The sequence below is a fragment of the Microbacterium kyungheense genome, assembly GCF_006783905.1.
GTDB lineage: Bacteria > Actinomycetota > Actinomycetes > Actinomycetales > Microbacteriaceae > Microbacterium > Microbacterium kyungheense.
The window spans coordinates 112,858-132,815 of the sequence record NZ_VFPE01000002.1 but is presented as its reverse complement, the minus strand read 5'-3'; the positions used below and the strand labels follow the sequence as shown (position 1 = coordinate 132,815).

Genomic DNA, 19,958 nt, shown 5'->3' with positions numbered 1-19,958 from the left:
GCTCGCGGCATCCCCCGCTCTTCCCTCCGCCGCTTCACGCGGATCCGCTTGTGCGGACCGTCGCCGCGACACGCCGCGGGGGATGCCGGCGATCCGGCGTGTCGGCACGCGCGTCCGCTCAGGCGGATCCGATTCTGTGAACCGGCGCCGACGGGAGCGATTATCGGGCGAGGTGGAGGCCGCGGTCGATGTACGCGAGAACTGCCCCCTCGACGGTGGCCCAGTCGTGGACGACGAGAGCGTAGTCGAACCGCAGCGTGAGGTAGCCCCACGCCGCCGCGTTCGCGTCGCGAACCAGATCCTTGTGACGATGCGACTCGTCATCGTGGTTGGGCACCCCGTCCACCTCGACGATCAGACGCTCCCCGATCAGAAAGTCGACGCGGCCTACCGACGTCACCTTGATCTGCGTGCGCACCGAGAGCCCGTAGCGCCGCAGTCGCCACCGAAAGAGCGACTCCAAGCCGCTGTCGGCGTCATGGCGCGAGAAGTCGACGGCCTCGCGAGCCGCCGGCCCCACGGCTTGGCGCAGCCAGGTCAGTCCGGCCGCGTCGATGAGACCCATGCGACGCGCCGATTCGAGGGTCACGAAGAACGCCTCGAGGCCGCGGCACAGGGCGATCTGGCGCAGTATCCGCGGAACACTCGGCATCCCGAATACGTCGGTGGTCGAGCCGTCGTCCCAGTGAGGTGTGCAGTGGCAGTCGCCGTGCGGATACGAACGCCCGTGCGCCCGGACCCACACGTGCACCGAGTCGTCCTGGCGAAGCACCCAGAGTCCGAGGTGCGCCGCAGCCGAGACGCACGCCAGGGATCCGCCGTGCGCGCCGGCGCTGGCAACGGGTGGACACGCTCCGGCACGGAGGTAGACCCCGCGGCGGACCCTGACCAGCTTCCCTGACGCCACGTCCTGTTTCACCAGACGCGCGGTGCTGCCGGCCGCGGCCAGCTCGCGGAACGCGACGACCGCAGGTTGATCGACAGTGCACATGGCTTCAGACTGCGGCCGCCGGCATCCCCTCTCCGCTCCGGGATAACGATCCGTGCACAAGTCGCGCCCGGCGTTGCCTGGGGAGGAAGCGGCGTCGTTCGCTCGGATCCGCTCACGCGGACGGCGTGCGCGACACGCCGGTGCGGGATGCCGCAAGCCGGCGTGTCGCGCTGAGCCTCCGCGTGAGCGGATCCGATTCTGCGATCAGGGGCCACGCAGACCCGCCGGTCGGCCACGGGCGAATGGGCGTCGAGGTGGAGCGATCCCTCAGGTGAGGGCGTCGCGGCGCCACAGCGCGGCGCACGCGGACAGGTCGGCACCGTAGTCCGAGAGACGGAGAGCCCGCGTCGTGAACGCCGAGGCGCGCTCGGGCTCGGTGTTCTCGTAGTCGTCGGCCACGTGCGTGGCACCGGATGCCTGCACGCGGCAGAACGCGGCGGCACGGTCCAGCGCGACGGCGAAGTCCCCCTCGAACAGGCCGCGCAGGATCGTGTCGACGAGCGCGACCAGCTCCTCGGGCCCGGCAGGTGACGGCGCGCCGGCCACGACGTCGTCCGCCGAGGCGAGCTCGGCACGGCCGCGCTCGTACAGGAGCGCGGCCGTGCGCGGGTCGTCGTGGATCATGAGCTGCACGAGGTACAGTCGCCACAGCGCGCCCGGCAGGCTGCGCGACGGCGAGCGCGACCACAGCTCGGCGAGGTCGTCGATGCCGTGCTCGTCGGTGAACGACACCAGCCGGTCGACCGTCTCCGCATCGGGGTCGGCCCGCACCCGCGCCAGGAGAGCGTGCGCGGTGGTGTGGGCGACACGCGAGACCTCGGCCGGGTCCTCGGCCGAGAACGTCCGGTCGAAGAGTTCAGCCGGCCGGCGGACGGGTTTGTGGAACTCACGGGACGAATCGCTCATCTCGTCCAGGCTACCCGCCGGGACGAGCACCCGCTCCGCTTCGGCGGCCTGCTCGAGCTGCATCGCGGCGATCCACGGCAGACACATGTCGGACTCCGGGTCAGACCTGGTTGAGGCGGATGTGGTTGCCCGACGGGTCGCGGAACGCCGCGTCGCGCGGCCCCCAGCCCTGCTCCTTCGGCTCCTGCAGCACCTCGGCGCCGAACTCCCGCAGCTTCTCGAACGTGGCGTCGAGGTCCGTGGTGGTGAAGACGTACGGTCCCGGGCCGGAGCCCTTCACGACGAGCCGCTGCAGCGCTTCGCCGTCCTCGGGCGAACGGCCGGCGGTGGGGTCGGACACGACCAGCGAGAGGCCGGGCTGCCCGGGAAAGCCGAAGCTGACCCAGCGGTGGCCGTCGTAGGCGACGTCGTTGACGACCTCGAGGCCGAGGCCGTCTCGATAGAACGGGATGGCGGCGTCGACGTCGTCGACGGTGATGGGGCTGTATGCCAGTGCGATGTTCGTCATGGCTGCCACGCTACGGACCCGTGACGGCCCGTGCTTCTCCGATCCTGCTCGGTTCAGACGTACCGGGTGGGGCGTGTGAGGATCTTCGCGACGCACAGCGGCATCGCCTCGGCGGCGTCGTGGGGCCGCGCACGGTACGACGACGGGGTCTCTCCGACGATCTCGGCGAAGGTCGAGCTGAACGACCCCAGCGAGGTCGCCCCGACGGCGGTGCACGCGTCGGTCACCGACGCACCGTCGCGCAGCAGCGCCATGGCCCGTTCGATGCGCCGGGTCATGAGATACGCGTACGGGGTCTCACCGTAGGCCGCCTTGAACTCGCGCGAGAAATGGGCCGGCGACATCAGGGCCTTCGCGGCCATCGTGGGCACGTCGAGGGGCTCCGCGTAGTCGCGGTCCATGAGGTCGCGCGCGCGGCGCAGGTGCGCGAGCGTCTGCGTCGTCTGCGGGGGTGCGGTCTTCTGCGGGGCGGATGCCACCGCCCCAGGCTACCGAAACGTCACTCGGTGGGGATGCGCGCGATGGTGTCGCCGAGCGGGCGGGTGATCATGTCGTCGGCGCGCTCCACCGTGATGATGAGCGCTTCCGCGGGCTTCCAGTCGTCGATCACGAGAGTGGCCGATCCGGCGGCGTCGGGGTCGAACGTTCCTGCGTCGAAGGGATCGCCGTCGCGCATGACCCAGGCGGCGAGCGTCTGCCCGGCACCCAGCGCGGCGACCCGCTGGGTGGTCAGCACGAGCAGTCCGGCATCCGCAGACCATCGCGCCGTCGCGATGCCGCCGCCGATCACCTTGACCGTCGCCGATGCAGCGTCCCCCGCGTCGTCCACCTCCGCGAGCGCGGCAGCCTGGGGCGAGAGATGGAAGCGCTCGTTGATGGTCGCGACCGCGAATCCCACCCCGGTGAGGACGACGAGGGATGCCGCGAACCCGCCGATCACACGGTTCCAGTTGCGGCGGCTCTGCGCCTGCACGGTCACCGTGTCGGTGGTCGGTCCGTGCGCCGGCACGGGAGCGGCGGCTGCCGCCTCGGAGGCGGGGACGTCGGGGACCGGTGGAATCAGCGGTTCGGCGCCCTGACCTGCGGCATCCGTCTCGCGCTCCCCGTCCCCCGTCATGCTTCCAGCATGCCGCAGAGGGCGTGCGTGAGGCTGGGAGGACGCCTTGCCCGCGCGGAGTGTAGCGGCGGCGACGGCGGCATGCACGTCGACGGCGACTCGTCAAGCCCCTGTGGACAGGTTCCCCTCTCCGTAACGTGGATGAAGGCACGGTGCGGCGCCGGAGGGGTGCGCGCATCGGGTGGGAGGACACGTGACTGACTTGCTCGCGTCTGGAGAGCTCTCCACCGGCGAGCTGCTCGATGACCGGTATCTGCTGCGGGAGCGGATCGGCGAGGGCGGCATGGCGAGGGTGTACCGCGCCGACGACACCCATTTGCGGCGGTCGGTGGCCGTGAAGGTGTTCCGTGAGCCCACGGACGGAATCGACTCCGTCGAACGGGCACTGTCCGAGACGACACTGCTGGCCTCGCTCAGCCACCATTCGCTCGTCACCGTGTTCGACGCCCGCATCGGCAGGGATGCCGTCAGCTACCTCGTGATGGAGCACGTCAAGGGCATCACCCTGCGGGACCTGATCGCCCGCGGCCCGGTCGAGCCGCGGGTCGTGGCGTCCATCGCGATCGACATCGCGGAAGGGCTGCACGTCGCACACGACCACGGCGTCATCCACCGTGACATCAAACCCTCGAACGTGATGCTCTCGCCGTCGCCGCGGCCCGGATGGGAGTGGCGCGCGAAGCTGGGCGACTTCGGCATCGCGTACCTGATGGATTCCGCGCGCGTGACGACCCCCGGAATCATCGTCGGCACGATGGCGTACGTGGCTCCCGAGCAAGCGCGCGGCGTCGTGCCGGCGCCGGCAGCCGACATCTACGCCTTCGGTCTGCTGCTGATCGAGGCGCTGACGGGCGAACGGCCGTTCGGCGACGTCGAGGGCATCGGCACCGTGATGGCGCGGCTGTCGGCGGCGCCCGAGATCCCCGCCTCTCTCCACCCGTCCTGGCAGGGGCTGCTGCGCGGGATGACGGCGATCCGGCCCGACGACCGTCCGACCGCGCTCGAAGTGGTCGAGGCGGCGTCGCGCCTCGCGGCGATGGAGAACGCGCTCGCCCGCGAGAACGCCGACCCGTCGACGGCGCCCGTCGCCACGCCGATCGCCGCGCCCGCCACGGGACCGACGCAGATCTTTCCGCAGCCGGCACCGGCACCGCCCCTCGATGGCTCCGGTGCTCTCCGCCGCGACGCCCGCGTGTCCGTCGTCGGAACGGGGATGTCCGCGGACGCCGAGCCCGTCGCCGACCCTGAGCCCGACCCCCGATCGGGTGCGTCCCGCCTCATGCTCCTCCCGGACGAGGCGCGCCGGCCTTCCCGTCGCGCGCTGGTGATCGGAGTGGTGCTGGCCGCGATCCTCGCCGTCGGCCTGGCGCTGGGAACGCTCTGGCTGGCGGACACCTGGGCTGTGATCCCCGACCCGACACCCACGTCGCCCGTCGAGAAGCTCTCACCGGCGCCGACGGAGGACGCTCCTGCCGAGGAGGCACCCGTCAACGCCCCGGCTGAGGACACCCCCTCCGACCAGGCCCCGCCGGCAGACACCGGCGCAGACACCGGCGCAGGCGCGGGTGGCGGCGGCAACAGCGGCCCCGGCAACAACAACGGCAACGGCAACGGCAACGGGCCCGGCAGCAACAGCGGCAACGGCAACGGCAAGGGGCGCGGCTGACCGACGCCCGCGCTCACGCCGTCGGGATGGCCAGGATCGGTTCCGTCGAGGGCTGCCCGGTCGGCGAACCGCCCTGCGGCTCGACGGTGACCGCGATCACATCGCCCGGCTCCATGGCGCCCTCCAGGAGCGCTGCCGTGGTGCCCGACGCCGATTCGAAGGTGCCGGCCGGGAGCGGTGCACCGTCGCGGACGAACCAGAGCTCGAAGGTCTGGTCGTCGGCGATCTGAGGCAGGTCGTCGGTCACGACGACGGCCTTGCCGACCGACTCCGACCAGTGGGCCGTCGCGCTGCCGCCGTCGGCGATCTCGCCGGTCGCCGACTGCGCGTCCGGCGCATCCTCGATCTGCTGGAGCGCGACCACGGCGGGCGGGCGGTTGACGTAGTCGCTGATCAGGGCGGCGCCGACACCCAGGGCGACGAGGAGCGCGACGGATGCCGCCAGCGCCAGGATCCCGCGCGTCCAGCGCCGCGGCGCCCGGTGAGCGTCCTCTGCGGCCGCAGCCGGGTCTTCCCCGCGAACCGCCTCGGATGGGGCGGACGAATCGACGTTCTGACCGCCCTGGGGCGACGACGCCAGACGAGCCAGCAGCGCCGCGCGGACGGCCGGCGGAGGCACGACCGCGGGCACGGCCCCGGAGAGCGCCGCCGCCGTGGCCGCATCCACGTCCACCCGCTGCTCCCACTCCGGGTGCTCGAGGCGAGCGGCCTCGAAGGCTCTGAGGTCGGCCGGCGACAGCGAGTGAAGGGCCGCGCCGGCGGCCAGCTCAGCGAATTCCTGCTCGTCCATCACGCGTTCACCCCCATCTCTGCTCTCAGTCGCGTGAGCCCGTCCCGCATCCTCGTCTTGATCGTGCCCAGCGGTGCGCCCACGAGCGCCGCGATCTCGCTCTGACTGTAACCGCCGTAGTAGGCGAGGGTCAGCGCCTCCCGCTGGGCGGAGGGAAGAGCAGACAGCGCCGCCGCAACCCGACTCCCCTCGATGCTCAGCTCGACCTGTTCCGCGACGCCGTCGAAGGGCACCTCGAGGTCCCGGAACCCGGCGCGTACATCCCGGTCGGCGCTCGCCTGCGACGACCGCACGCGATCGACCGCCTTGCGGTGGGCGATCGTCAGCACCCAGGATCGTCCCTGTCCTCTGTTCGGAGCGAACCGCGAAGCGGATTGCCACACCTCCAGGAACACCTCCTGCAGCACCTCCTCGCTCTGCGCACGGTTGACGAGGACCCGCAGGATCAGACCGAACACCCGGGGCGACAGCAGGTCGTACAGCCGGGCGAACGCGGTCTCGTCTCCGCCGGCGACGCGTTCCAGTAGCTCGGCGACATGGTCGACCGGCGCCGCGCCGTCCTCCGGCACGTCGATCCCGTCGATGACCATGTCCACCAGCATGCCCCACCCGCCTCGGCTCGAACGGCTCTTGCTCACCCGAAGGTGAACGAGTAGGCCTCGACCCCGCCTGACACCTCGACGTCCAGGACGTGGGGGGCGGCATCCTCCACCACGGCGACGCGGTACGAGCGCGGCGTCCCCGACACCTGCACCGTCTGCTCATCGCCGCCATCGAGGCGCACGCGCACCTCACCCGTCCCGGCGAGGACCATGCGCACCTCCTGAGCCTGGAACCGCAGACGGATGCCGCCGGCTGCGGTGCTCGACGGCGTCGCGAACTGCGACTCGATCCGCCACGCCCCCTCCAGGGCGAACGAGTCCTCCGGCTGTGCCGCGCCCACCGTGTAGACCCCGTCGCCCGCGCGATAGTCGCCGCTGCCCCCGTAGTTCACGTCCTTCGCGAAGCCGAGGAACGTCTCGCGCGTCCGCGTGTCGCCGGGCGTCTCGTCGGCCACCTCCGTCGGGTCCGGCAGCGCGGCGCCGGGGTCGGCATCGCTGAGAAGCTCGCGGATGAGCTTCTCTGTCACGTCGTAGTCGCCTTCTCCGAAGGAGATGTGACGCACGGTCCCCTCAGCATCGATCAGGTAGTGCGCCGGCCAGTAGCGGTTGCGGTAGTTCGTCCAGGTGGCCAGGTCGTTGTCGAGCGCGACGGGGTACGTGATGCCGAAGTCGCGTGCCCCGGCGGCGACGTTCGCGGCATCCTTCTCGAAGGCGTACTCAGGAGAATGCACGCCGATGACACGCAGGCCGGCGGCGCGGTACGCGGCGTCCCAGGCCACCACATGAGGGATGCTGCGCTGGCAGTTGATGCACGAGTAGGCCCAGAAATCGACGAGCACGACGTGTCCCCGCAGCTCAGCGAGGTCGACGGGCGCGCCGCCGGCGGTGTTGAGCCACCCGTCGATGCCGCGGATGCTCGGCGCCTGTCCGCACGACTCCAGTTCGGTGGCGTCGGCGGTGCACCGGTCGAGGTCCCGGTTCTCGTCCGTGACCAGACCCCCGAGATCGAGGGCACGTCGCGCGTCGGGGCTGTCGGCGAGCTGCCGCTGGATGCTCGCGGTGTAGTCGGGCACGAGGCGCTGCAGCGCCTGCGGCACGTCGAACACGAGGCCGACCGCGAGCGCGAGCATCGCCACCCCGGCAGCGATCCGCAGACCGCGCTCGCGCCGGCGGAAGGCCCGGATGCGCTCGACCAGGCCGCGCCCGGCGAGTGCGAAGAACAGCAGCGGCACGGCGACGCCCACGGCGAAGGAAAGGGTCAGGACGATCGTCCCGGCATCGACGCGGCCGGTCGACCCCGCGACGATGATGGCCGCGAGGACCGGCCCGGCGCACGGGACGAAGACCGTGCCCAGCGCCAGGCCCACTCCGAACCCGTTGCGCCGGTTGTCGACCTCCGAACGCCGCGCAAGGCGTTGGAACGGCCGCTCGAGCACCCGCTCGAACCGCGGAACGAGCAGTCCGATGCCGATCAGCACCAGGACGGCGATGCCCGCCCAGCGCAGTGCGTCCGCCGGCAGTCCGAGGGCGCCCAGCAGCAGGGAGCCCAGCAGCGTGACCAGCGTGAAGCTCGTCACGAGGCCCGCGATCACCAGGTACGGCCGCCAGCGCGAGGCCGGCACGACGTCGGCGGACGCATCGGTCTCGAAGCGCGCCGACTGCGCACCGCCGGTGAGGAAGATGACCGGCAGCACCGGCAGGATGCACGGCGAGATCCCCGTGATGAGTCCGCCGAGCAGACCGATGATGACGAGTTCCATGCGAGCTCCCCTTGCGTGTCGAGCTCTGTTCGCACCGGAGCGCGCTTCGGATTGGGGATGCTGCGAGCCCCCACCGAACTCCGCGCAGGAATGTCCCATCCGATCCCGCCGCGTCTCCGAACAGCTGATGTCGCCGCTCCCGCGGCACGCTCCCCACGGAGCTCCACAGGCGGTCGCACCGGCCGCGAAGAGGAGGAAGACATGTCTCGCATCACTGGCACGCGTATCTCGGCAGGACTCGCCCTCGCCGTCGCGGCGACGTTCGCACTCTCGGCCTGCGCCATGGGCGGATCCACCGCCGAGCCCACGACGGAGGCGTCGACGCCGGCCATGGAGCCGACGGAAGAGGCGATGGCGACCGACCCCGCCGCGGACCTGGTCGGCCCGGGCTGCACCGACTACGCCGAGGCCGTGCCCGACGGCGACGGGTCGATCGAGGGGATGTCGGCGGATCCCGTCGCGGTCGCGGCATCCAACAACCCGCTGCTGACCACCCTCACCACCGCGGTGAGCGGACAGCTCAACCCCGATGTGAACCTGGTCGACACGCTCAACGGCGACGAGTTCACGGTGTTCGCGCCCGTCGACGACGCGTTCGCCAAGATCGACCCGGCGACGATCGAATCGCTGAAGACCGACTCGGCCACCCTGACGTCGATCCTGACGTACCACGTGGTCCCGGGTCGCATCGAACCGGCCGACATCGCCGGTTCGCACACCACGGTGCAGGGCGCTGACCTCGAGGTGACCGGAAGCGGCGACGCGTGGATGGTCAACGACGCGAATGTCATCTGCGGCGGCGTGCAGACCGCCAACGCGACCGTCTACCTCATCGACTCGGTCCTGATGCCGCCGGCGCAGTGACCGGTCCCGGCATCTGCCGGGGCTCCCAGGCCGGGCCGTCGACGCGGGGGTGTCGGCGGCCCGTTCGCGTTCATCTGTCGTTCTTCGTCTGCCGCCGCATGGCGTCCGATCGCCAGTTGCGCCCCGCCCGCTCGAGGGTGACGATCGCATGGCAGTTCCGGCAGCGGACATCGCACTTTGCGATCTCCTCCGCCAGCTTCTTCAGGCTGAAGCCCTCCTTGACCATGGCCATGACATCCTTGCGCTTGCCTGATCCCGGGCGGTGATCGAAGTCCAGCACCCTCAGGTCGGAATTGCCGCAGTCGATGCACGGGTGCTCGCGAAGATACGTCACGAGGAACGCCTTGGATTCGACGTCCGTCGGGCCTCGACGACTTCCGGTTGAAGTCGTCGAGTGGCTTCGACTGTCGGCACGTGCCGCAGATCTTCATCGTGGCGCCTCGATTCGGCTGGTCCTGCGCGGGTCCTCACCGCCACGACGGTACGAGCCGGTTCCGACGCTCTGAACACGCGCCGACGCTTGCTAGGGTGGACAGGCCCCTATAGCTCAGTTGGTTAGAGCAACGGACTTCAACAGAACAAGATGGAGCGCCGGCGCAGAAATGCGTCGGATGACCGCCGCTATATGCTGGAACACCCTGAGAGCCCGAGGTACTCGCCGCAAGGCAGTGACAATCCGAGGGATTGGGCAATCAGCAGGTAACCGCAAGGGAACCTCAGAGACTACACGCGGCGCACCTGACCGGCCCGGCCGAAGGTGAAGATATAGTCCAGACTGCAAGCCGGCGACGGTGGCTGAGGAGACTCAGTGCAGCAGGTTAATCCGTGGGTCCAGGGTTCGAGTCCCTGTGGGGGCACCACATCCGTCGTGACGATGCCAGCGGCACGCCTCTGGCGCGTCCGCCCGGCGGTTCGCTAAGGTCCGAGGCATGACCCCCCAGATCGGTGTGGACGGTCCGGCTTCCGACGCGTTGCTCGCGGCGGGGAGATTCTTCACGAGGTGGGACGAGACCGCCGATCACCGCGCGGCGTTCCTGAAGGGCGGTCGCGAGGGCGACGTGTTCTACCGTGACCGGTGGAGCCACGACAAAGTCGTCCGGTCCACCCACGGCGTCAACTGCACCGGCTCGTGTTCCTGGAAGGTGTACGTCAAGGACGGCATCATCACGTGGGAGGCGCAAGAGACCGACTACCCCAGCGTCGGCCCCGACCGTCCCGAATACGAGCCCCGCGGGTGCCCCCGCGGGGCTGCGTTCTCTTGGTACACCTACTCCCCCACGCGCGTGCGCTACCCGTACGTGCGCGGCGTGCTGCTGGACGCCTACCGGTCCGCGAAGGCGCGCGGCAAGGACCCGGTCGAGGCGTTCCACGAGGTCACGACCGATCCCGGCGTGCGCAGCCGCTACCAGCTCGCCCGCGGCAAGGGCGGCCTGGTGCGGGCGAGCTGGCAGGAGGCGGTCGAGCTCGTCGCCGCCGGCTACGTCCACACCATCAAGGAGTACGGCCCCGACCGCGTCGCCGGCTTCTCGCCCATCCCGGCGATGTCGATGGTCTCGCACTGCATCGGCACGCGCTTCACGCAGTTGGTCGGCGGCGTCATGACGAGCTTCTACGACTGGTACGCCGACCTGCCCGTCGCGAGCCCGCAGGTCTTCGGCGATCAGACCGACGTGCCCGAGTCCGGGGACTGGTGGGACGCCACGTACCTCATGATGTGGGGCTCCAACGTCCCGGTCACGCGCACGCCCGACGCGCACTGGATGGCCGAGGTCCGCTACCGCGGCACGAAGGTCGTCACCGTCAGCCCCGACTACGCCGACAACACCAAGTTCGCCGACGAGTGGCTGCCCTGCCAGGCCGGCACCGACGCCGCACTCGCCATGGCGATGGGCCACGTCGTGCTGAAGGAGAACTACGTCGACCGGCGCGTGCCGTTCTTCGCGGACTTCTCGCGCCAGTACACCGACCTGCCCCATCTGGTGCGGCTCGTCGAGCGCGACGGCGCCTACGTCCCGGGCACGTTCCTCACGTCCAAGGACCTCGGCGGCGACACGCCTGAGGATGAGTGGAAGACGGTCGTGCTGGATGCCGCCGGCGGAACCCCGCGCGTGCCGAACGGCTCGATGGGCTTCCGGTATGCGCCGTCGGGCGAGGGCCGCTGGAACCTCGACCTCGAAGGCGTGGAGCCCGCGCTGTCGGTGCGCGACCTGCCCGCCGGCACCGCGACCGAGGACGCCGAGGTGCTGCTCCCCAGGTTCGACGCGGCGGACGGCGAAGGCGCGGTGCTGCGCCGGGGCGTCCCGGCGACCCGGGTGGGCGGCATCCTCGTCACGACCGTGCTGGACCTGATGCTCGCGCAGTACGGCGTCGCGCGCGAAGGGCTCCCCGGGGACTGGCCCACCGACTACGACGACGCCGATTCGCCCTACACCCCGGCATGGCAGGAGGAGATCACCGGCGTGCCGGCGCAGGCGGCGATCCGCATCGCGCGCGAGTTCGCGGCCAACGCCGCCGAGTCGCAGGGCCGGTCGATGATCATCATGGGCGCCGGCATCTGCCAGTGGTTCCATGGGGATGCCACCTACCGGGCGATCCTCGCGCTCTTGATCCTCACGGGGTCGATGGGGCGCAACGGCGGCGGCTGGGCGCACTACGTGGGGCAGGAGAAGTGCCGCCCGATCACGGGCTGGCTGTCGCTGGCGAACGCCCTCGACTGGAGTCGGCCGCCGCGCACGATGATCGGCACGGCGTACTGGTATATGCACACCGATCAGTGGCGCTTCGACGGGTACTCCGCCGACGCGCTGGCCTCGCCGCTGGCCGAGGGCAACCTCGCGGGCATGCACACGGCCGACACGATCGCGCAGTCGGCTCGCCTGGGCTGGATGCCGTTCTACCCGCAGTTCGACGTGAATCCGCTGGACCTGGCCGACCGGGCCGATGAGGCGGTAGCTCGCGGCGACGCGGCGGATGCGGCATCCTTCGTCGTCTCTCAACTCGAATCCGGGGAGCTGCAGCCGGCCATCGCCGACGTCGACGCCCCCGAGAACTGGCCGCGCCTGCTGACGCTGTGGCGGTCGAACCTGATGGGCTCCAGCGCGAAGGGCAACGAGTACTTCCTCAAGTACCTGCTCGGCACGCACAGCAACGTCATGGCGACCGACGAGGCGAGCGTGCGGCCCAACGACGTGAAATGGCGCGACCGGATCCCCGAGGGCAAGCTCGACCTGCTGGTGTCGGCCGACTTCCGCATGACGTCGACCACCCTGCTGTCGGACGTCGTGTTCCCCGCCGCCACCTGGTACGAGAAGCACGACCTGTCGTCGACCGACATGCACCCGTTCGTGCACGCGTTCACGCCGGCGATCGACCCGCCGTGGGAGGCACGCAGCGACTTCGACCTGTTCCACGCCATCGCGACGGAGTTCTCGGCCCAGGCGCGCACCCACCTCGGCACGCGCCGCGATCTGGTGTCGGTGCCGATGCAGCACGACACGCCGGGCGAAACGGCGCAGCCGGGTGGCGAGGTGCGGGACTGGACGCGCGGCGACGGGCGCGGCATCCCGGGCAGGACGATGCCGCAGTACACGGTCGTCGAACGCGACTACACGGCGATCGCCGACAAGCTGGCCGCGGTGGGGCCGCTCGCCGACACCCTGGGGTTCACCACCAAGGCGGTGACCTACGACCTGACACACGAGGTCGAGGTGCTCGCGCAGAAGACCGGCGTCATGCTGGGGGGTGCTGCCGACGGGCGTCCGGCGATGGACACCGACGTCAAGATGGCCGAGGCGATCCTCGCCTTCTCGGGCACCACGAACGGCGAGCTGGCCGCGCAGGGCTTCCGGACGCTCGAGAAGCGCGTCGGCAGACCGCTGGCCGACCTCGCCGAGGGCTCGGAAGAGAAGCGCATCACCTTCGCGATGACGCAGGCCGCCCCCGTCCCCGTGATCACCTCGCCAGAATGGTCGGGCTCCGAGACCGGCGGCCGCCGGTACGCCCCGTTCACCGTGAACATCGAGCGGCTGAAGCCGTTCCACACCCTGACCGGCCGCATGCACTTCTACCTCGACCATGCGTGGATGCGCGACCTCGGCGAGGGGCTGCCGATCTACCGGCCGCCGCTGGACATGCACCGCCTGTTCGGCGAGCCCCGGCTCGGCCCGAACGGCGAGCAGCAGGTCGTCGTGCGCTATCTCACGCCGCACTCGAAGTGGTCCATCCACTCCGAGTACCAGGACAACCTGTTCATGCTGTCGCTCTCGCGCGGCGGCCCCACCGTCTGGATGAGCCCGGACGATGCCGCCGCCATCGGTGCGGCCGACAACGACTGGGTCGAGTGCGTCAACTCCAACGGTGTGCTGGTGGCACGAGCCATCGTGTCGCACCGCATGCCGACCGGCGTGGTCTACGTGCACCACGCCCAGGAGCGCACGATCGACGTGCCCAAGTCCGAGGCGACCGGCCGGCGCGGCGGCATCCACAACTCCGTCACCCGCCTGCTCGTCAAACCCACGCACCTCATCGGCGGGTACGCGCAGCTGTCGTACGCGTTCAACTACCTGGGGCCGACCGGGAACCAGCGCGACATGGTGGCCACGGTGCGCCGCCGCAGCCAGGAGGTGGTGTTCTGATGCGCGTGATGGCCCAGATGGGCATGGTCATGAACCTCGACAAGTGCATCGGATGCCACACCTGCTCGGTCACGTGCAAGCAGGCGTGGACCAACCGGGCGGGCACCGAGTACGTATGGTTCAACAACGTCGAGACCCGTCCGGGCCAGGGCTACCCGCGCCGCTACGAGGACCAGGAGCAGTGGCGCGGCGGCTGGACGCTCAACCGCCGCGGCCGGCTCTCGCTGCGCACCGGCAGTCGTGCGAAGCGGCTGTTCTCGATCTTCTCGTCGCCCGTGCAGCCCAAGCTCGAGGACTACTACGAGCCGTGGACCTACGACTACGAGACCCTGATCGACGCTCCGCTGGGCGACGACTTCCCGGTCGCACGGCCGAAGTCGCTGATCACCGGCGAGGACACGCAGATCACGTGGTCGGCCAACTGGGACGACGACCTCGGCGGCGCCTCCGAGATGGGCCACCTCGACCCGATCGTCGAGAAGGTGCGGCGGGAGTCCGAGGACGCCATCAAGCTGCAGTTCGAGCAGACCTTCATGTTCTACCTGCCCCGCATCTGCGAGCACTGCCTCAACCCGTCGTGCATGGCGTCCTGCCCGTCGGGCGCGATCTACAAGCGCGCCGAGGACGGCATCGTGCTCGTCGACCAGGACCGCTGCCGCGGCTGGCGCCAGTGCATCACCGGCTGCCCGTACAAGAAGATCTACTTCAACCACAAGACCGGCAAGGCCGAGAAGTGCACGCTGTGCTACCCGCGCCTGGAGGTCGGCATCCCCACGGTGTGCTCCGAGACGTGCGTGGGGCGCCTGCGCTACCTCGGGCTGTTCCTCTACGACGCCGACCGCGTCACCGAGGCCGCGTCGACCGCCGACGAGAAGGACCTGTACGAGGCCCAGCTCGACCTCATCCTCGATCCGGACGACCCCGAGGTGATCGCGGCGGCCCGCGCGCAGGGCGACATCCCCGAGGACTGGATGGATGCCGCACGCCGGTCGCCCGTGTACGCCCTGGCCAAGAAGTACCGGGTCGCGCTGCCGCTGCATCCCGAGTACCGCACGATGCCGATGGTCTGGTACATCCCGCCGCTGTCGCCCATCGTCGACCTGCTGCGCGATCAGGGCCACGATGCCGAGTCGGCGGGCACCCTGTTCGGCGCGATCGAGGCGCTGCGCATCCCGGTCGAGTACCTCGCCGAGCTGTTCACCGCGGGCGACACCGACATCATCACGGCGGTGCTGTGGCGGCTGGCGGCCATGCGCTCGTACCTGCGCGACATCACGCTCGACCGTGAGCGGGACGAGTCGATCCCTGAAGCGGTCGGCATGACGGGCGAATCGATCTACGCCATGTACCGGCTGCTCGCGATCGCCAAGTACGAGGACCGCTACGTCATCCCCACCGCTCACTACGAGCGCGCGCACGAGCTCGAGGAGCTCGGCTGCTCGCTGGACTTCGACGGCGGCGCGTACGGCTCGGAGTCCGGGCCCTTCGGCGAGGCGAGCGGCCGGCCCGTGCCGGTCGCCGTCGAGACCTTCCAGGCGCTCAAGGATCGGCAGACAGCCGATGTCGCCGCCAGCAGCGAATCGCTGCGCGGACGCGTCAACCTGCTGAACTGGGACGGCAACGGCGCCCCGTCGGGCCTGTTCCCGCCCAAGTCCGCGGATCGGGATGCCTCGTCCGGAGGCTCGCCGTGAGCGCCCGGGTCATCCACCAGGCGGCGTCGCTGTGCCTGAGCTACCCCGACGACGCGGTGCTGGGGTCGTCGCAGCTGGTCGCGGCGGCGCTCAGGGAGTCCGCACCGCGGGCGGCGGCATCCTTCGCTCCCCTCTTCGAGTGGTGGGCGGCCACGCCGGCCTCCGAGGTGCAGGCCGTGTATGTCGACACGTTCGACATGTCGCGGCGTCACGCGCTCTACCTGAGCTACTGGACCGACGGCGACACGCGCCGCCGCGGCGCCGTGCTCGCCGATCTCAAGAGCCGGTACCGCGAGGCGGGGCTCGAGCTGGACGGCACCGGCGAGCTGCCGGACTATCTGCCGCTCGTGCTGGAGTTCGCACGGCATGCACCGCGCGAGGGCGCGGAGCTGCTGCAGGAGTACCGGCCGAGCCTGGAGCTGATCCGCATCGCGCTGACCGAACGCGGGTCGCGCTACTCCGGCGTCGTGGCCGCGGTGTGCGGCACGCTCCCCGGCCGCTCCCCTGCCGACCGCCAGCAGGCGATGGCGATGGCGGCGGCCGGTCCGCCGCGCGAGTCCGTCGGGCTCGACGCGCACGACCCGCGGCTGCTGCCGCTGCACCCGGCCGGAGGACGCTGATGGACCTGTTCCTGTGGGGGATCCTGCCCTACATCATGGTGGCCGTGCTGGTGGGCGGCACGATCTGGCGGTACCGGTACGACCAGTTCGGCTGGACCACCCGCTCGTCGCAGCTGTACGAGTCGCGGCTGCTGCGGATCGGGTCGCCGCTGTTCCACTTCGGCATCCTCGTCGTGGTCATCGGGCACATCGCGGGCCTGGTGATCCCCAAGGCGTGGACCGACTTCTTCGGCATCTCGGACGAGATGTACCATCTGGCAGCCCTCGGTCTCGGCTCGATCGCGGGGTTCGCGACGCTCGTCGGCGTCGGCATCCTGATCTATCGCCGCCGGACGACCGGGCCGGTGTTCATGGCGACCACCAAGAACGACAAGACCATGTACGTCGTGCTCGTCGCCGCCATCGTGGCCGGGCTCGCGACGACCGTGCTCGGCGTCATCGGGCCCCACCAGGAGCTCACGTATCGCGACACCGTGGCGCCGTGGTTCCGGTCGCTCTTCGTGTTCCAGCCCGACATCGCCGCGATGAGTCAAGCCTCGCTCGACTTCCAGCTGCACACGCTCATCGGCATGGTGCTGTTCATGCTGTGGCCGTTCACGCGGCTCGTGCACGCGTTCACGGCGCCCGTGCACTACCTCTTCCGGCCGTACATCGTGTACCGCTCCCGCGACGGGCGGCCTACCACGGCTCGTGGCATCCGGCGGGGGTGGGCACCCGTCGGCACCCGGGACCGGACGTCCGACAAGTCCGCGCGCAGCGTCACGAGCGGCTCCCCCACCACCAAGAAGCGCTGACCCTCACGCGGTGCGGCCGCGGCCCCCGGTGCTGGTGCCGGTGGAGCCCGGGATGCCGCGCCGCACGTCCAGCGGGATCTGAGGCGCCGCGACACCGAGGTGCACGGCGTCGCGCTCGACCACGCGCACGCACTCCCACGGGATCAGGCGGGAGCCGCGGTGGAGCCACTCGATCAGGCGCGCCACGACGACGGGCCGGTCCACCCGGCCGCGTTCGTAGCCGTACATCGACATGCGGCTGTGCGGACTCACGATCAGCGCGATGAGCTCGAGGTCGCCCTCATGATCCCGGCGGCGTGCACCGCGCCGGAACCGCACGTCCACCACGACGCCGAGATGCTTCCCGTCGACGTCGATGACCGGCATGTCGAGCAGTTCACTCAGGATCATGGCGACCTCCGGGGATGCGGGCGATCACACGGTCGCGAATCCACCTCTCCAGCCACGTGGCATCGAGGTCGTCCGCCTCGGCGTCGATGCGGATGACGGTGTCGAGCCGGCGGACCAGGCGCCAGTCGATCCGGTCCCACCGCGAGCGGGGCATGGTGCCCCCGAACACGCGCGGCAGCACGGCAGCTCCTACGAGGACCGCCGACACCGTCGGAGGGCTTTCGTGGTCGACCGGCTCGCCCACCTCCAGCCCGTCGATCTCGATGTCGTCGACGGTGCTGATGGGCACGTCGTGCGGGTCCAGCATCTGACGATCCAGCAGGTGCAGCCGGGCATCGACCGCCCGGCCGTCAGGGTCGCGGTACCAGTCGAGTGGATGCTGCGGCGCGCGTGCTCGCCTCATGAGCCCATCCCCGTGATGATCAGGAGCGGGATCGCGGCGATCGCCGCGATCAGGATGACGACGAGGAACACCACAGCCAGCGCGTTGCGCACCCGCCCGTTCACCTCGTCGCCCATGTACTCCGGATCGTTCGCGACGACGAGGATCGGGAAGTAGGTCAACGGCAGCGCGACGGCCGAGAACACCACCGAGATCTCGGTCACGGCCACCGGATCGACGCCCGTCGCCAGGATGCCGCCGCCGACGAGGAGGCAGATGATCATCGACAGGTGGAACCGTGCCGCCTGCGCCGGGCGACGGAACTTGCCCCAGCTCCACCCGAAGAACTGCGCCAGGGTGTAACCGCTGGACAGCGTCGTCTCCAGGGCGGCCCCGAACGTCGCGGCCAGGATGCCGACGATGACGAAGGCGAGCGCGAGCTGTCCGCCCGCCTGAGCGACGGGCAGCACGAGCTGCGACAGCGAGGTGACCTCGATCGCCTTCGGCAGCAGCACGACCGACGCGCACGCGGCGATGGCGAGCGAGAGGATGCCTCCGAGCGGGAAGCCGATGAACACGTTGGCGCGCTCGGTCGAGAGGTCCTTCTTGCTCCACCCCTCCTCGACGGCGCCCGACGAGAAGAAGAAGACCTCGTACGGCGTCATCGCGGCGCCGAACAGCGCGACTGCGAAGTACCAGTACGACAGTGGGTGGCCGGAGGTCTCGGTCCAGGGCTCCACCGCCTGCGTCGCGAGCGTCCCCCAGTCGGGCTTCAGCAGGAACAGCGCCACCACGAACACGATGAGGCAGAGTCCGAGGAGCCCGGCGACGTTCTCCATGATCGAGAACTTCGTACGCCAGACGACGATCCATACGGCGAACAGCGCCACCGGGATCCACATGCCCGGTCCCACGCCTGCCGCCAGCTGCAGGGCGAGCGCGATACCGCCGATCTCGGCCGTGAGCGTCAGCAGATTGATCAGGAACGACGCCGTCAGATTGGCCAGCCCGGCGCGGGGCCCCAGCCGTTCACGGATGACCTCGAACGTGGCGCGTCCGCTCACCGCGGCGACGCGACCCGACATGTCGGCGTACACGCAGATGCCGACGATGCCGATGAGCACGACCCAGGCCAGCCCCATCCCGAAGCGGGACCCGACGACCGCGTTGGTGACGAGGTCGCCGATGTCGACGAACCCGCCGATGGCGGTCAGGATGCCGAGCGCGACGGCGAACAGCTTCTTCATTGCCCGCCCGCCAGGTCCTGGAGCACGTCGATCGCAGAGCTCAGGGCGCGCTGCGCGGCGGCGTCATCGCCTCGCTGGGCGGTGTGGATGGCGTCGATCGCGTCGCGAGAGGCCGCGAGCGCCTGCCGGCGGTCATGCTCCGCCGCCTCGTCGGCCGTCTGCGTCTCTTCCAGCTGCGTGATGACGTCGCTGAGCTGCGTGGCCATGTCTTCCAGGAGGACGCCGGCCGTCGTCGGGAAGGTCCGTCCCGCCTCGTCGAGGTCGATGCCGAGATCCGCGGAGCGCGCCGCCGAGAGCGCGTCGGCGGCCATGGGCTGGATGTCGGCCGCAGAGGCCGCGCACCCCGTCGCCAGAGCGCCGACGATGACCAGGCCGACCACCGATCGCATGACCTTCACTCACCGGCCCCCTTCCTGTGCACCACACACGATGGCACTGCGGGAGCCGACGCGGACCGGTCTTGACGCGCGTCCGCCGGATGGTCTAATCCGCGCGGGCCGCCACCGGCGAGACGCTCACGAACCGAGTCCGATCTGGTAGTGGACGTAGCCGGTGTGCGTGGCGACGCGGTCGTACAGCGCCCGCGCCGTCGTGTTCGTCTCCTGCGTGAGCCAGTAGACCTTCGGCGAGCCGTGCGCGTCAGCCCACTCGGCGACATGCGCGATGAGCGCGCGGCCCGCGCCTGCTCCGCGCACGCCCGGTGCGACGAACAGATCCTCCAGGTAGCAGTACGGCTGCGCCGACCACGTCGCGGCGTGGGTGAGCCAGTGGACGATCCCCACGGCGGCGCCGTCGTCGTCGACGGCGAGCGCACCGTGGATCGGGAACTGCGGGTCGATGAGCCGATTCCACGTGAGCGTCGTCTGCTCGTCCGAGAGCTCGGCCTCGTAGAACTCGAGATAGCCGCGCCACAGCGGCAGCCAGGCGTCGTGGTCGGTGCGAAGAAGTGTGCGGATCGTGGTCACGATCCCGAGGCTAGCGGTCGGATCCGCTCGC

General features: G+C 70.3%; 20 protein-coding genes. 6 read left to right on the top strand and 14 right to left on the bottom strand.

Annotation, left to right across the window (positions count from 1 at the left end):
• Positions 1–160: 160 nt before the first annotated feature.
• The 5 genes from FB391_RS07305 to FB391_RS07285 all read right to left on the bottom strand — a co-directional run bounded on the left by FB391_RS07305 (position 161) and on the right by FB391_RS07285 (position 3,522).
• Entirely contained in the window at positions 161–991 is an 831-nt protein-coding gene (locus FB391_RS07305) for a type IV toxin-antitoxin system AbiEi family antitoxin domain-containing protein (protein ID WP_141893808.1), read from the bottom strand.
• 267 nt (positions 992–1,258) lie between these two features.
• Positions 1,259–1,897, bottom strand: coding sequence for a DNA-directed RNA polymerase subunit beta (locus FB391_RS07300; RefSeq protein ID WP_141894668.1), 639 nt, complete (start codon positions 1,895–1,897; stop codon positions 1,259–1,261).
• A 100-nt stretch (positions 1,898–1,997) separates the two neighbouring features.
• Positions 1,998–2,405: a VOC family protein gene (locus tag FB391_RS07295; RefSeq protein WP_141893807.1), complete on the bottom strand. Its 408-nt coding sequence runs from the start codon at positions 2,403–2,405 to the stop codon at positions 1,998–2,000.
• Between the two features lie 53 nt (positions 2,406–2,458).
• Positions 2,459–2,806: a helix-turn-helix transcriptional regulator gene (locus FB391_RS07290; RefSeq protein WP_141894667.1), complete on the bottom strand. Its 348-nt coding sequence runs from the start codon at positions 2,804–2,806 to the stop codon at positions 2,459–2,461.
• 98 nt (positions 2,807–2,904) lie between these two features.
• Positions 2,905–3,522 (bottom strand): anti-sigma factor domain-containing protein, encoded by a 618-nt coding sequence (locus tag FB391_RS07285; protein WP_141893806.1) that lies wholly within the window; start codon positions 3,520–3,522, stop codon positions 2,905–2,907.
• A 193-nt stretch (positions 3,523–3,715) separates the two neighbouring features.
• Between FB391_RS07285 and FB391_RS07280 the strand changes: the two genes are divergently transcribed.
• Positions 3,716–5,188, top strand: a complete 1,473-nt coding sequence (locus FB391_RS07280; protein WP_141893805.1) for a serine/threonine-protein kinase — start codon at positions 3,716–3,718, stop codon at positions 5,186–5,188.
• Positions 5,189–5,201: 13 nt separating this feature from the next.
• Here the strand turns inward: FB391_RS07280 and FB391_RS07275 are convergent, their stop codons facing one another.
• From FB391_RS07275 to FB391_RS07265, 3 genes are read right to left on the bottom strand one after another with little or no spacing between them, the layout of a single operon-like run.
• The gene (locus tag FB391_RS07275; protein ID WP_141893804.1) at positions 5,202–5,978 is read right to left on the bottom strand and encodes an anti-sigma factor; all 777 of its coding nucleotides are present in this window, start codon (positions 5,976–5,978) and stop codon (positions 5,202–5,204) included.
• Positions 5,978–6,580, bottom strand: a complete 603-nt coding sequence (gene sigK, locus FB391_RS07270) for an ECF RNA polymerase sigma factor SigK (protein ID WP_185842996.1) — start codon at positions 6,578–6,580, stop codon at positions 5,978–5,980. Before sigK ends, FB391_RS07275 begins: the two co-directional genes overlap by 1 nt.
• A gap of 32 nt (positions 6,581–6,612) precedes the next feature.
• Positions 6,613–8,340: a cytochrome c biogenesis protein DipZ gene (locus FB391_RS07265; RefSeq protein ID WP_141893803.1), complete on the bottom strand. Its 1,728-nt coding sequence runs from the start codon at positions 8,338–8,340 to the stop codon at positions 6,613–6,615.
• A 201-nt stretch (positions 8,341–8,541) separates the two neighbouring features.
• On the opposite strand from FB391_RS07265, the gene FB391_RS07260 reads away from it, so the two are divergent.
• A complete protein-coding gene (locus FB391_RS07260; RefSeq protein WP_141893802.1) occupies positions 8,542–9,204 on the top strand; it encodes a fasciclin domain-containing protein in 663 nt (220 codons plus the stop codon).
• Between the two features lie 70 nt (positions 9,205–9,274).
• Here FB391_RS07260 and FB391_RS07255 read toward each other — a convergent pair whose 3' ends face one another.
• Complete coding sequence (locus FB391_RS07255; RefSeq protein ID WP_141893801.1) at positions 9,275–9,538, bottom strand: hypothetical protein; 264 nt, start codon at positions 9,536–9,538, stop codon at positions 9,275–9,277.
• A gap of 595 nt (positions 9,539–10,133) precedes the next feature.
• On the opposite strand from FB391_RS07255, the gene FB391_RS07250 reads away from it, so the two are divergent.
• The 4 genes from FB391_RS07250 to narI are packed head-to-tail and all read left to right on the top strand — an operon-like array spanning position 10,134 to position 16,943.
• Positions 10,134–13,838 (top strand): nitrate reductase subunit alpha, encoded by a 3,705-nt coding sequence (locus FB391_RS07250; protein ID WP_141893800.1) that lies wholly within the window; start codon positions 10,134–10,136, stop codon positions 13,836–13,838.
• Positions 13,838–15,529 carry a nitrate reductase subunit beta gene (narH, locus tag FB391_RS07245; RefSeq protein WP_141893799.1) on the top strand — a complete coding sequence of 564 codons (1,692 nt, stop codon included), beginning with the start codon at positions 13,838–13,840 and terminating at the stop codon, positions 15,527–15,529. Before FB391_RS07250 ends, narH begins: the two co-directional genes overlap by 1 nt.
• On the top strand, positions 15,526–16,149 hold the full coding sequence (gene narJ / locus FB391_RS07240) for a nitrate reductase molybdenum cofactor assembly chaperone (RefSeq protein ID WP_141893798.1): 624 nt from the start codon (positions 15,526–15,528) through the stop codon (positions 16,147–16,149). The genes narH and narJ overlap by 4 nt, the downstream gene beginning before the upstream one ends.
• Positions 16,149–16,943 carry a respiratory nitrate reductase subunit gamma gene (gene narI, locus FB391_RS07235; protein WP_141893797.1) on the top strand — a complete coding sequence of 265 codons (795 nt, stop codon included), beginning with the start codon at positions 16,149–16,151 and terminating at the stop codon, positions 16,941–16,943. Before narJ ends, narI begins: the two co-directional genes overlap by 1 nt.
• A 3-nt stretch (positions 16,944–16,946) precedes the next feature.
• On the opposite strand, the gene FB391_RS07230 is transcribed toward narI, so the two are convergent.
• From FB391_RS07230 to FB391_RS07210, 5 genes are all read right to left on the bottom strand, one after another.
• Positions 16,947–17,333, bottom strand: a complete 387-nt coding sequence (locus FB391_RS07230; RefSeq protein ID WP_141893796.1) for a PRC-barrel domain-containing protein — start codon at positions 17,331–17,333, stop codon at positions 16,947–16,949.
• Positions 17,320–17,736: a hypothetical protein gene (locus tag FB391_RS07225; RefSeq protein WP_141893795.1), complete on the bottom strand. Its 417-nt coding sequence runs from the start codon at positions 17,734–17,736 to the stop codon at positions 17,320–17,322. Before FB391_RS07225 ends, FB391_RS07230 begins: the two co-directional genes overlap by 14 nt.
• Complete coding sequence (locus FB391_RS07220; protein WP_141893794.1) at positions 17,733–18,962, bottom strand: NRAMP family divalent metal transporter; 1,230 nt, start codon at positions 18,960–18,962, stop codon at positions 17,733–17,735. The genes FB391_RS07225 and FB391_RS07220 overlap by 4 nt, the downstream gene beginning before the upstream one ends.
• A complete protein-coding gene (locus FB391_RS07215; RefSeq protein WP_141893793.1) occupies positions 18,959–19,360 on the bottom strand; it encodes a translin family protein in 402 nt (133 codons plus the stop codon). The genes FB391_RS07220 and FB391_RS07215 overlap by 4 nt, the downstream gene beginning before the upstream one ends.
• A gap of 117 nt (positions 19,361–19,477) precedes the next feature.
• Entirely contained in the window at positions 19,478–19,927 is a 450-nt protein-coding gene (locus tag FB391_RS07210) for a GNAT family N-acetyltransferase (protein ID WP_141893792.1), read from the bottom strand.
• Positions 19,928–19,958: the final 31 nt, after the last annotated feature.

What these genes read in the sequence shown, in the direction of transcription:
- FB391_RS07305 (WP_141893808.1), bottom strand. Translation starts at nt 991, where the DNA reads ATGTGCACTGTCGATCAACCTGCGGTCGTCGCGTTCCGCGAGCTGGCC.
- FB391_RS07300 (WP_141894668.1), bottom strand. Translation starts at nt 1,897, where the DNA reads ATGAGCGATTCGTCCCGTGAGTTCCACAAACCCGTCCGCCGGCCGGCT.
- FB391_RS07295 (WP_141893807.1), bottom strand. Translation starts at nt 2,405, where the DNA reads ATGACGAACATCGCACTGGCATACAGCCCCATCACCGTCGACGACGTC.
- FB391_RS07290 (WP_141894667.1), bottom strand. Translation starts at nt 2,806, where the DNA reads ATGGACCGCGACTACGCGGAGCCCCTCGACGTGCCCACGATGGCCGCG.
- FB391_RS07285 (WP_141893806.1), bottom strand. Translation starts at nt 3,522, where the DNA reads ATGACGGGGGACGGGGAGCGCGAGACGGATGCCGCAGGTCAGGGCGCC.
- FB391_RS07275 (WP_141893804.1), bottom strand. Translation starts at nt 5,978, where the DNA reads ATGGACGAGCAGGAATTCGCTGAGCTGGCCGCCGGCGCGGCCCTTCAC.
- sigK (WP_185842996.1), bottom strand. Translation starts at nt 6,580, where the DNA reads ATGCTGGTGGACATGGTCATCGACGGGATCGACGTGCCGGAGGACGGC.
- FB391_RS07265 (WP_141893803.1), bottom strand. Translation starts at nt 8,340, where the DNA reads ATGGAACTCGTCATCATCGGTCTGCTCGGCGGACTCATCACGGGGATC.
- FB391_RS07260 (WP_141893802.1), top strand. Translation starts at nt 8,542, where the DNA reads ATGTCTCGCATCACTGGCACGCGTATCTCGGCAGGACTCGCCCTCGCC.
- FB391_RS07250 (WP_141893800.1), top strand. Translation starts at nt 10,134, where the DNA reads ATGACCCCCCAGATCGGTGTGGACGGTCCGGCTTCCGACGCGTTGCTC.
- narH (WP_141893799.1), top strand. Translation starts at nt 13,838, where the DNA reads ATGCGCGTGATGGCCCAGATGGGCATGGTCATGAACCTCGACAAGTGC.
- narI (WP_141893797.1), top strand. Translation starts at nt 16,149, where the DNA reads ATGGACCTGTTCCTGTGGGGGATCCTGCCCTACATCATGGTGGCCGTG.
- FB391_RS07230 (WP_141893796.1), bottom strand. Translation starts at nt 17,333, where the DNA reads ATGATCCTGAGTGAACTGCTCGACATGCCGGTCATCGACGTCGACGGG.
- FB391_RS07225 (WP_141893795.1), bottom strand. Translation starts at nt 17,736, where the DNA reads ATGAGGCGAGCACGCGCGCCGCAGCATCCACTCGACTGGTACCGCGAC.
- FB391_RS07220 (WP_141893794.1), bottom strand. Translation starts at nt 18,962, where the DNA reads ATGAAGAAGCTGTTCGCCGTCGCGCTCGGCATCCTGACCGCCATCGGC.